This window comes from Pseudomonas sp. NFACC56-3, assembly GCF_900100025.1.
In the GTDB taxonomy this organism is placed as follows: domain Bacteria; phylum Pseudomonadota; class Gammaproteobacteria; order Pseudomonadales; family Pseudomonadaceae; genus Aquipseudomonas; species Aquipseudomonas fluorescens_AA.
Genome location: NZ_FMTK01000032.1, coordinates 42,882 through 53,620, shown reverse-complemented (window position 1 = coordinate 53,620; position 10,739 = coordinate 42,882). Strand labels below are relative to the sequence as shown.

The 10,739-nt window shown below is 61.4% G+C and carries 9 protein-coding genes; 4 read left to right on the top strand and 5 right to left on the bottom strand.

Annotated elements, in window-relative coordinates:
• On the top strand, positions 1–252 hold a 252-nt coding region (locus BLO80_RS27745), incomplete at its 5' end, for a transposase (protein ID WP_139197132.1).
• A 143-nt stretch (positions 253–395) separates the two neighbouring features.
• Here the strand turns inward: BLO80_RS27745 and BLO80_RS27740 are convergent.
• The 5 genes from BLO80_RS27740 to aspA form a co-directional block, all read right to left on the bottom strand.
• Positions 396–1,388: an AraC family transcriptional regulator gene (locus BLO80_RS27740; RefSeq protein ID WP_092333683.1), complete on the bottom strand. Its 993-nt coding sequence runs from the start codon at positions 1,386–1,388 to the stop codon at positions 396–398.
• Positions 1,389–1,511: 123 nt separating this feature from the next.
• Positions 1,512–2,621, bottom strand: coding sequence for a hypothetical protein (locus tag BLO80_RS27735; RefSeq protein ID WP_256574256.1), 1,110 nt, complete (start codon positions 2,619–2,621; stop codon positions 1,512–1,514).
• Between the two features lie 523 nt (positions 2,622–3,144).
• The gene (locus tag BLO80_RS27730; protein WP_092333681.1) at positions 3,145–4,149 is read right to left on the bottom strand and encodes an asparaginase; all 1,005 of its coding nucleotides are present in this window, start codon (positions 4,147–4,149) and stop codon (positions 3,145–3,147) included.
• A 132-nt stretch (positions 4,150–4,281) separates the two neighbouring features.
• Positions 4,282–5,733 carry an alanine/glycine:cation symporter family protein gene (locus BLO80_RS27725; RefSeq protein ID WP_092204882.1) on the bottom strand — a complete coding sequence of 484 codons (1,452 nt, stop codon included), beginning with the start codon at positions 5,731–5,733 and terminating at the stop codon, positions 4,282–4,284.
• A gap of 489 nt (positions 5,734–6,222) precedes the next feature.
• A complete protein-coding gene (gene aspA, locus BLO80_RS27720) occupies positions 6,223–7,647 on the bottom strand; it encodes an aspartate ammonia-lyase (protein WP_003196363.1) in 1,425 nt (474 codons plus the stop codon).
• A gap of 180 nt (positions 7,648–7,827) precedes the next feature.
• Between aspA and BLO80_RS27715 the strand changes: the two genes are divergently transcribed.
• The 3 genes from BLO80_RS27715 to BLO80_RS27705 all read left to right on the top strand — a co-directional run bounded on the left by BLO80_RS27715 (position 7,828) and on the right by BLO80_RS27705 (position 10,670).
• A complete protein-coding gene (locus BLO80_RS27715; RefSeq protein ID WP_092333679.1) occupies positions 7,828–8,745 on the top strand; it encodes a LysR substrate-binding domain-containing protein in 918 nt (305 codons plus the stop codon).
• A 335-nt stretch (positions 8,746–9,080) separates the two neighbouring features.
• Positions 9,081–9,572, top strand: a complete 492-nt coding sequence (gene purE / locus BLO80_RS27710; protein WP_003196369.1) for a 5-(carboxyamino)imidazole ribonucleotide mutase — start codon at positions 9,081–9,083, stop codon at positions 9,570–9,572.
• A gap of 12 nt (positions 9,573–9,584) precedes the next feature.
• Positions 9,585–10,670: a 5-(carboxyamino)imidazole ribonucleotide synthase gene (locus BLO80_RS27705; protein ID WP_060739813.1), complete on the top strand. Its 1,086-nt coding sequence runs from the start codon at positions 9,585–9,587 to the stop codon at positions 10,668–10,670.
• The last annotated feature ends 69 nt before the right edge of the window (positions 10,671–10,739 follow it).

Sequence of the window (10,739 nt, the reverse complement as noted above, 5' to 3'; positions counted from 1 at the left end):
CGTATATCGGACTCAGGGAAAAAGAAGGGACGCCGCTGCCTGTCTAAGCGAGGTGACCCAGAGGCCCGTCGATTGATGCATAACGCCGCGATGTCGGCGAGGCGCACAGCGGCATGGAAGGGTTTTTATGAGGCACTAAGGGCCCGGGGACTCAGCACAACCGAAGCATTAGTAGCACTGGCCCGCAAGCTTGCCCGAGTGGTATTCGCCCTGCTGAAGAATCAGAGCGAATATTTACCGAAAGGCATTTAGGGGGTAGCCCTGCACCATAGAATCTCCCACAGGGGGTGGGGCTGCTCGCAACATTTGTGAACAGTGGCAATCTTCTGTGGGAGCGAGCTTGCTCGCGATGGCGGCAGCCCAGACACCCCCCGGCCTCAAGGTGTAGCGGTGATTCAGGCCCTGAACTGGCTGGGCGCCACGCCGCTCCAGCGCACGAAGGCATGGCGGAAGCTGGCGGTTTCGCTGAAGCCCAGTCGTTCGGCGATTCGATAGATCGGCAATTGGTCCTCGCAGAGCATCTGCTTGGCCCGCTCGAAGCGCAGTTCGTCCAGCAGCTCCTGGTAGCTGCAGCCCAGGTCCTTGAGGTGGCGGCGCAAGGTGCGCGCCGAGCAGTTCATCTGTTCGGCCAGGCCCTCCAGGCCGGGGGCGGCGTCCAGTTGGGTGTCGAGCAACTGGCGGATCCGTCCCAGCCAGGCTTGGCGTCCGGTGAATTCGGTGTTCTGCCGGCGACAGCGTTCGGCCATGGCGTGATGGGTGATGGGGTCGGCCAGGGGCAAGGGTTGGTCGAGCCAGTGACGGTCGAAGGCGAAAGCGTTATCGATGCTGTCGAAGCGCACCGGGCAGTCGAAGAGCGAGGTGTAGCGCGCCTGGTAGTCGGGCGCCGGGTGTTCGAAGCGCGCGGCGTGCAACGGCAATGCATGGCCGAGGAGGTCGTTGCAGATCACCTTTAGCGAAACCATGCAGAACTCGGCGTTGAACACCGCCAGGGCCGGGTTCTCCCGATAATCGTTGGCGCTGAACCAGATGTGCTCGCCATCGTCGTCCAGATTCAGCTCGAAGAGTGTTCCCAACAGCGCCGGGTAGCGCAGTGCCAGGCGCAAAGCGTCACCTAAGGTGGCACTGGTGAGCAGGGCATAGCCGAGCATGCCGTAGGACGAAACGTGCATGCGCAGGCCCAATTCCAGGCCGATGTCGCGCTTGAGGGCCACGGCGTTGGCGCAGACCTGCATCTCCTGGTTGGTGGTGATGCGCGTATCGGCCCGGCTCAGGTCCGCCGCGCTGATGCCGCTGCCGGCCAGCAAGGCATCGCTGGGCAAGCCTTCGTTTTTAAAGGTGCTCAGTACCAGTGAGACGGCGTTGAGGGTGGTGAGGTGGGAATGCAGCATGTTCGTTTCCAGCCTTGGGGAGGCTGGAGGTCGAGCAAATTGCATGCCGCGGGTGTGGTACAGCGATTGTGGCGAGGGCATCTATCGGTGGCGAGTGGGCATCAACGTTAGAGCAGCAATCCATCAATCGGCCTGCACCGAATAAACCGGTCCCCAAGTTGAATGGCCAGTGGATTTTTTAGCCAGTACTTTTAAAGGGCGGTAGGTCAGTTGTTTGAGCACCTCGGCCATCTTAGGAAAACCGTAATCTGCAGCATTTAACACCTGCAAAACCTGATCAACCTCGGCGATCAGTTTTACCAGCCTGACTTGCTGAAGCTCACAGCGCATTTGGCTCTGCTGAGTTTGCCGGCAGCTTCCCTCCTTATACTCAAAACTCGGTGGATCAGCAAAGAAGCCATCGATCAGTACCACCTCGCCTGCCGCTACATCAAATGAGGCAAAGTCCTTGGACAAATGAGCAGATACCGTCCTGCCTTCAACATCGCGTTGTTGGATAGTTTTTCGCCAGCCTGCGGGAGACGTTTGGCGCTGTACCTCGTAAGAGTATTTGCCAGTGCTCACGCACTCGCCATTGACAACACGAACTGCAGTACAACGCTCCTCTTGGACCGTATCGGTCGTGTAACTGGCATCCTCCCATCGCTCGCCACGGTCATACTCAGCGAAGCTCTTGGGCGAGAGGGTGATATAGCCCAAGCTTGAAGCCCGAATACCATGGTCACCTGGGGGTTCATAGGCGCTTGTCCTCGGTACGTCATAGCTGACGCCGCTGATTGTATAGTGGCCAGGATCTATCAAATAAATCTTGTACAGTGTCCGGCCAAATACAACTTGAAAATAAGAACCTTGCGGAGAGCCGATGGCGGTTTTCTGAGTATCGTAGCCGACTTTAAACTGGGCAGTGGAATCCTGTGTGTTCGTCCATTCGGTGACGGCCGAACGCAATTTTAGAAACTCCATTGTTGAATCGTTGTTTTGGAAGTCTGTGTTCAAGCTATCCAGGCTTGCGGTGGGTACCACTAATACCACCTTGCCCGTCGACTTGGCGTCAGCGAAAAGTTGGTCTTCGCGCTTCTGGAGCTCAATAGCTTCGGCGTCCGGCCCCGCGTCTTGCATTATATCGGTTTGGTCAATAGGTTGAATGGGGGCGATGGGGGCACACCCCGCCAACAACGAAATGCTGGCCGCCATGACAGCAACCGGGCTTAGGGAGCGCAATAGGGAGATCATGTTCAGCAGCATCCTGCGGCTTTAGTCAATGCGGTGCACTGAGTGGAGGATAGTTTTGGGCTATTGAAGGCGCGAGCGTGGCGTATCCATTCGGCGCCGACGCTAGAAAAGTCGAAGGCTAAAGCCGGGTAGGCATTAATGATTTCCATAAAAACAATTCCATTTGAATAGTTTCTTCCAAGGTGACCAAGTGCCCAGGTTTATTTTCGTGATTCGCTACGAGTCATGGTCAGCCCCGAGAGGCACTTCACGTTTTTTAGTTGGTACCTATAAAGCAAGGGCCAAAAAAATAAAGCAATAGTGTGTCTGGGCTATTGCCTTGCCTGCTGCCGATGTGTGTCAGCAGCGCCGCCATGAGGATCGGCGTAATTATGCCCATTTATCGCCGCAGTTTTTAGATCGGACGGGCACTGCTTTAAGCCGATAAGCAGCACCCGGTTCAGCCAATTGCTCAGCGCTGAGGGTGACTCAGCGGCATAGGCCTTCCAACTCGAAGGCCGCCCAGGTTAATGCTGAGCCAGTGTCAGGACAATTCGCCACACAGGTCCAGCTCAACCAGCCGCCGCACCTCTTCCACCGGCAACCCTGCGCCGATCAATGCCTGCAGCTTGCCGAACGCTGCCTCGCGGGTCATGCCGCCGCCGGACAGCACGCCGACGCCACGCAAGCGACTGCCGGCTTCGTACACGTCCAGCTCAACGCCACCTTCATGGCATTGGGTCACCGCCACGACCACCACGCCGCTGTCCCGCGCTCGCTCGAGGCTGGCGAGGAAGGCCGGGTTGTCGCTCGGCCCGGTGCCGCTGCCGTAGCATTCCAGCACCAGGCCCTGGATACCGCTGCCCAGCAGGCCATCGAGGATCTGCGCACTGATGCCGGGAAACAGCGGCAGCGCCGCGATGTTCGCCAGTCGCTTGGGCTGGTTGTAGTTCAACTGCGCAGGCAGGGTCGGCGCCGGGGTGCCGCCGCCCTGGCGTTCCAGGCGCTTGAACGGGTGGCGACCGAAGCTGCGCACCTTCGCGCAACGGGTCGGCGCCAGCAGCTCACCGTGGAAGTACAAGTGCACGCCCGGCGCCAGGCCTTGGCCGAGGGCGACCAGGGCACCGCTGAGGTTTTCCCAGGCGTCGCTGTCGGCCACGCCGGCGGGCAGCATTGAGCCGGTGAAGCAGACCCGCGCATGCAGGCCCAGCAGTTGGAAGCTCATCGCCGCCGCGCTGTAGGCCAGGGTGTCGGTGCCGTGCAGGATCAGTACGCTGTCGCAGCCCTGCATGTCCACGGCATCGACCACCGCTTCGCGCAGTTGCTGCCAATAGGCCGGGGTCATGTTGGCGCTGTCGATCAACGGCGACATTTCCCGGAAGCGCCATTGCGGCACGACGAGTTCGGGTTGGCTGTGCAGGTAATCGCGCATCCGCGCTTCGAAACCGGATGCCGGGGCCAGGCCGTGGGCGCTGGCCTGCATGCCGATGGTGCCGCCGGTGTAGAGCACCATGACGTGCTGGGCGGCAGGGTAGGTCGAGGAATTCATGGTTGTTCTCCGAGGACGAAAACGGCAGCTTTACTTCGCTGCCACAACATAAGGCCGAGCATGACGCCGACCCTACGCTGTGTCACGCCGGGCGCAGGGGATGCGCCCGGTTTTTTACAATCGGCCTGCCGATCAGCGTTGCGCTGCGGCCACGCCAGCAGTCGCGGCGTCGGGCTTGGCAACCGGTGCCGACGGGGTGGCTGGCCACGCCTTGCGGTCCAGGTCCAGGTCCGGGAACTTGCTGGAGTCGAACACGGGCACCTTGATGCCGGCCGAACGCTGGTCATCGTAGTCACGCAGGATGCGCATGCCGACCTTGAACAGCAGGAACAGCGCGATCAGGTTCACGAACGCCAGCAGGGTCATGGTGATGTCGGCGAACGCGAACACGGTGCCGAGGTTCTCGATGGCGCCCCAGAAAATCAGAACCAGGACCAGCGCGCGGTAGCCCATCAGGACCTTGCGATTGTCACCGATCATGAAGCGCAGGTTGTTCTCGCCCAGGTAGTAGTTGTAGAGGATCGAGGTGAACACGAACAACGACAGGGCCACGGAGATGAATATCCGGCCCCAGTCACCCACGACGGCTGCCAGGGAGTTCTGGGTCAGGGCAATGCCGTCGCCTTCGAAGCCCGGGGTGTAGAAGCCCGACAGCAGGATCAGCAGCGCGGTGCAGGTGCAGATCACGAAGGTGTCCAGGAACACGCTGAATGCCTGGACCACGCCCTGGGCGACCGGGTGCTCGACCGACGCGACGGCAGCGACGTTAGGCGCACTGCCCAGGCCGGCTTCGTTGGCGAACACGCCACGCTTGACGCCCATGACGATGGCGCTGCCGATCAGGCCGCCGAACGCCTGGTCCAGACCGAAGGCGCTCTTGACGATGGTTGCCAGCATGCCCGGTACATGTTCGAACTGCAGCACGATCACGTAGAGGGTTACGGCGATATACGCCAGGGTCTTGACCGGTACCAGCAGGTCGGCAACCTTGGCGATGCGCTTGATGCCGCCGATGAATACCAGGCCCAGCAGCACCGCCAGGCCGAGGCCGGTGTAGGTGGTGTCGAAGCCGAAAGCGTTGTTCAGGGAATGGGTCACCGCGTGGGCTTGCAGGCCGTTGAAGGCGAAGCCGAAGGTGACCAGCAGCAGGAACGCCATGATCATGCCCAACCAGCGTTTCTGCAGGCCGTGCTGGATGTAATAGGACGGGCCGCCACGGTACTGGCCTTCGGAGTCGCAGCGCTTGTAGAGCTGGCCGAGTGAGCACTCGAAGAAGCTGCTGGACATACCGACCAGGGCAGTTACCCACATCCAGAACACCGCACCAGGGCCGCCGAGGGTCACGGCGATGCCGACACCGGCGATGTTGCCCGCGCCGACACGACCGGCCAGGCTGAGCATCAGGGCCTGGAAGGAACTGAGCTGGTCAGTGCTGCTTTTCAGGCTTTCACGGAACACCGTGAACATGTGGAAGAAGTGACGGAACTGGACGAAACGCGAGCGGATCGTGAAGTAGCCACCGAGCCCGACAATGAGCACGATCAGCACTTTCCCTGATAGGAAGTCGTTGATGACTTCGAGCATGAGTATTCCTCGCTGTTTTTTGTTTAAGCAAATGCTGGCCCTTTGGAAACATCGCGTTACACCGGTCGGCGCGCGGCCCGACAGATGAGGCGAAGTTTCGTCCCGGTCCATTTTCGCGGGTTTGTTATTAGTTCGGTTTTCGCATGTTTAAGGGTCTCGTTGCGGACGACCGCTCATGCGAAGAGGGGCGGCACTATACCTATCAGTGCGGTGCCCGTCTGCACAGTTGTGGTGCGTCCGACGAAACGGACCCTTTGGAACACCTGGCCTTACGGTCAGGTTCTTGTGGGGGCGAGCCTGCTCGCGTTGGTTGGCGACACGGTTTACAACGGGCAGCGTGTCGTCGTTTATCGCGAGCAGGTTCCTTCCCACAGATTCGGTCATCCCTGGCTGCTATCCATTAAAAAAAGGGCTTGGGGAAGATCCCCAAGCCCTCAAAAAGGTGAGAGGTGTCTAGTCCCTCGACCTGGTGAGCGGTGGCCGTGTCGATCACGCTTTGAGCGGGACCAGACGCGGAGCAATCATGTTTTCCGGGCGCAGGATGTCGTCGAGCATGGCGTCGTCGAGCAAGCCTTCTTCGCGCACCAGTTCCAGCACGCCGCGGCCACTTTCCAGGGCAACACGGGCAATGCGGGTGGCGTTTTCATAGCCGATGTACGGGTTCAGGGCGGTGACCAGGCCGATCGAGTGCTCGACCAGTTCGCGGCAGCGCGCTTCGTTGGCGGTGATGCCGACGATGCAGTGCTCGCGCAGCATGTCCATGGCCCGTTGCAGCAGGCGGATCGAGTCGAAGATCTTGAAGGCGATCAGCGGCTCCATCACGTTCAGTTGCAGTTGGCCGCCTTCGGCCGCGATGGTCAGGGCCAGGTCGTTGCCGATGATTTGGAATGCCACCTGGTTGACCGCTTCCGGGATCACCGGGTTGACCTTGCCGGGCATGATCGAGCTGCCTGGCTGGCGGGCCGGCAGGTTGATTTCGTTGATGCCGGTGCGTGGGCCGCTGGACAGCAGGCGCAGGTCGTTGCAGATCTTCGACAGCTTGACCGCGGTGCGCTTGAGCATGCCGGAGAACAGCACGAAGGCGCCCATGTCGGAGGTGGCTTCGATCAGGTCGGCGGCCGGCACCAGCGGCTGGCCGCTGATGGTCGCCAGGCGCTGCACGGCCAGGGCCTGGTAGCGCGGGTCGGCGTTGATGCCGGTGCCGATGGCGGTGCCGCCCAGGTTCACTTCGGTGAGCAGTTCAGGCGCCAGGGTTTTCAGGCGTGCCAGGTCTTCGCTCAGGGTGGTGGCGAAGGCGCGGAATTCCTGGCCGAGGGTCATCGGCACGGCATCCTGCAGCTGGGTGCGGCCCATTTTCAGGACGTGGCTGAACTCTTCGCCCTTGGCGGCGAACGCCTGGATCAGGCTGTCGAGGCTGGCCAGCAACGCATCGTGACCCAGCAGCAGACCCAGGCGGATCGCGGTCGGGTAGGCGTCGTTGGTGGACTGCGCCATGTTCACGTCGTTGTTGGGGTGCAGGTACTGGTACTCGCCTTTCTGGTGACCCATGGCCTCCAGCGCGATGTTGGCGATGACTTCGTTGGCATTCATATTGGTCGACGTGCCGGCGCCGCCCTGGATCATGTCCACCACGAACTCTTCGTGGAAGTCGCCGCGGATCAATCGTGCACAGGCTTCGCTGATGGCGGCGTGCTTGGCTTCGCTGAGCTGCCCCAGTTCGCGGTTGGCGTCAGCGGCGGCCTGTTTGACCATTGCCAGACCGACCACCAGCTTGGGGTAATGCGAGATCGGGACGCCGGAGAGACGGAAGTTGTTTACCGCTCGTAGGGTCTGGATGCCGTAATACGCTTGCGCTGGTACTTCGAGTACGCCAAGCAGGTCTTTTTCTGTGCGGAATGATGCAGCGGAGGACATGACGGAAATCATCTCGATAAGGACCCGGTCTGAGCCGGAACGCTGTGGATCCTAGGCTTTGGGGAAAAATAGGGCCAATGCTGTTAAACACTGGCCTATGCATATTCGGCATAATGCTGGTGTGACGCCGACGGTGCGGCGAACGTGTGACCTGTTTTGGTGCGTGTAGGGGAGGACGTGATGAATCTTGAAAGCAAGTGGCTCGAGGACTTCAGTGCACTGGCCGCGACCCGCAGTTTCTCCCAGGCGGCCGAACGGCGTTTCGTGACGCAACCGGCATTCAGCCGGCGAATTCGCAGCCTTGAGGCCGCGCTGGGGCTGACCCTGGTCAACCGCTCCCGTACGCCCGTCGAGCTCACGGCGGCGGGGCAGTTGTTCCTGGTGACGGCGCGTACGGTGGTGGAGCAATTGGGCGAAGTGCTGCGCCATTTGCATCACCTGGAAGGCGGGCAGGGCAAAGTCATCCAGGTGGCCGCCGCCCACTCCCTGGCGCTGGGCTTCTTCCCACGCTGGATCGCGCAACTGCGCAACGAAGGGATGAACATTGCCACGCGGCTGGTGGCGACCAACGTCGGCGACGCTGTCCACGCCCTGCGTGAAGGTGGCTGCGATTTGATGCTGGCCTTCTACGATCCGGATTCGGCCATGCAGATGGACCCGGAGATCTTTCCGTCGCTGCATCTGGGCCAGACCGAAATGCTCCCAGTGTGCGCCGCCGATGCCAATGGCAACCCACTGTTCGACCTTGAAGGCGAGTCCAGCGTGCCGCTGCTGGCCTACAGCGCCGGAGCGTTCCTGGGGCGTTCGGTCAACCAGTTGTTGCGCCAGCGGGCGCTGCGGTTCACCACGATCTACGAGACGGCCATGGCCGACAGCCTGAAAAGCATGGCCCTGGAAGGCCTGGGCATCGCCTGGGTGCCGCACCTGAGCGTACGCGCCGAACTGGCCCGGGGCGAACTGGTGATCTGCGGTGGCACGCAATGGCACGTGCCCCTGGAGATCCGCCTGTACCGCTGCGCCCTGGTGCGCAAGGCCAATGTGCGGTTGCTGTGGCGCAAGCTCGAGGGCGGTGCGGCGCAGGGCGCCATCGGATCCTGACAATAACGGAAACCCCTCCGGTGGGAGCGGGCTTGCTCGCGAATGCGGAGTGTCAGTCGCCACCTACATGACTGACACCCCGCATTCGCGAGCAAGCCCGCTCCCACAGGGGATTTATGCTGTTCCCTCGCTGACCTGCGAGTCAATAAAACCGCCACTTCACCCCAAATGACAGATGGTCGGCGAAAGTGCGTTTAACGCACCATTTTCGGTATACTGCCCGGCCTTCGGTCGGTTCGCCCGGCCATCATTCGTACAACAAGCCACGCCGGTTTCCTGCGTGGCTTGTTGTTTTTTGACGCGCCTGCGGGCGCCCAGAGAGAAGAGGCACGACGATGAGTGCACTGGTTGGCGTGATCATGGGCTCCAAGTCCGATTGGTCCACCCTTAGCCACACCGCCGATATGCTGGAAAAGCTCGGCATCCCTTACGAGGTGAAAGTGGTCTCCGCCCACCGTACCCCGGACCTGCTGTTCCAGTACGCCGAAGAGGCCGAGGCACGTGGCATCGAGGTGATCATCGCCGGTGCCGGTGGCGCGGCCCACCTGCCGGGCATGTGCGCGGCCAAGACCCACCTGCCGGTGCTGGGCGTGCCGGTCCAGTCGTCGATGCTCTCGGGCGTCGACTCGTTGCTGTCGATCGTGCAGATGCCCGCCGGTATCCCGGTCGCGACCCTGGCCATCGGCAAGGCCGGCGCGATCAACGCGGCCCTGCTGTCGGCGAGCATCCTGGGCGCCAAGCATCCACAGTTTCATACCGTGCTGAAAAAATTCCGCGCTGAGCAGACAGACAGCGTCCTGGACAATCCAGACCCACGCATTGCCTGAGGTTGTTGACGAATGAAGATCGGTGTAATCGGTGGCGGCCAGTTGGGTCGCATGTTGGCCCTGGCAGGTACACCGCTGGGGATGAACTTCGCTTTCCTGGACCCGGCGCCTGACGCCTGTGCCGCGGCGCTGGGTGAACACCTGCGGGCCGACTACGGCGACCAGGATCACCTGCGTCAATTGGCCGATGAAGTCGATCTGGTGACCTTCGAATTCGAAAGCGTCCCGGCCGAAACCGTGGCCTTCCTGTCCCAGTTCGTCCCGGTCTACCCGAGCGCCGAAGCCTTGCGGATCGCCCGTGACCGCTGGTTCGAAAAGAACATGTTCAAGGACCTGGGCATCCCCACGCCGGCCTTCGCCGACATTCAGTCCCAGGCCGACCTGGACGCCGCTGTCGCCGCCATCGGCCTGCCCGCCGTGCTCAAGACCCGTACCCTGGGTTACGACGGCAAGGGCCAGAAAGTCCTGCGCAAGCCTGAAGACGTGGTCGGTACGTTTGCCGAGCTTGGCAGCGTGGCCTGCCTGCTGGAAGGTTTCGTGCCGTTCACCGGGGAAGTCTCGCTGATCGCCGTGCGTGCCCGCGATGGTGAAATCCGCTTTTATCCGCTGGTGCACAACACCCACAAGGACGGCATCCTCAAGCTGTCCGTCGCCAGCACCGATCATCCGTTGCAGGCCCTGGCCGAGGACTACTCCAGCCGGGTGCTCAAGCAACTGGACTATGTCGGCGTGATGGCGTTCGAGTTCTTCGAAGTGGACGGCGGCCTCAAGGCCAACGAAATCGCACCGCGGGTACACAACTCCGGGCACTGGACCACCGAAGGCGCCGAGTGCAGCCAGTTTGAAAACCACCTGCGGGCGGTGGCCGGGCTGCCACTGGGGTCGACCGCCAAGGTCGGTGAAAGCGCGATGCTCAATTTCATCGGCAAGGTTCCGGACAGCGACAAGGTCCTGGCGATTGCCGACTGCCATTTGCATCACTACGGCAAGGCGTTCAAGGTCGGGCGCAAGGTCGGTCACGCCAACCTGCGCTGCGCTGACCGGGCCACGCTGGCCCAGCAGATCATCAAGGTCGAGACGCTGATCGCCGAACAATAATCTGGAACGGCGGTGGAACCATTCGTCGGCTAATCTTTCTCATGGCTAAGTGCCAAAGCCTGACCGGGC

Excerpts from the sequence above, each read along its gene's own strand:
- BLO80_RS27740 (WP_092333683.1), bottom strand. The coding sequence starts at position 1,388 with ATGCTGCATTCCCACCTCACCACCCTCAACGCCGTCTCACTGGTACTG.
- BLO80_RS27735 (WP_256574256.1), bottom strand. The coding sequence starts at position 2,621 with ATGATCTCCCTATTGCGCTCCCTAAGCCCGGTTGCTGTCATGGCGGCC.
- BLO80_RS27730 (WP_092333681.1), bottom strand. The coding sequence starts at position 4,149 with ATGAATTCCTCGACCTACCCTGCCGCCCAGCACGTCATGGTGCTCTAC.
- BLO80_RS27725 (WP_092204882.1), bottom strand. The coding sequence starts at position 5,733 with ATGCTCGAAGTCATCAACGACTTCCTATCAGGGAAAGTGCTGATCGTG.
- aspA (WP_003196363.1), bottom strand. The coding sequence starts at position 7,647 with ATGTCCTCCGCTGCATCATTCCGCACAGAAAAAGACCTGCTTGGCGTA.
- BLO80_RS27715 (WP_092333679.1), top strand. The coding sequence starts at position 7,828 with ATGAATCTTGAAAGCAAGTGGCTCGAGGACTTCAGTGCACTGGCCGCG.
- purE (WP_003196369.1), top strand. The coding sequence starts at position 9,081 with ATGAGTGCACTGGTTGGCGTGATCATGGGCTCCAAGTCCGATTGGTCC.
- BLO80_RS27705 (WP_060739813.1), top strand. The coding sequence starts at position 9,585 with ATGAAGATCGGTGTAATCGGTGGCGGCCAGTTGGGTCGCATGTTGGCC.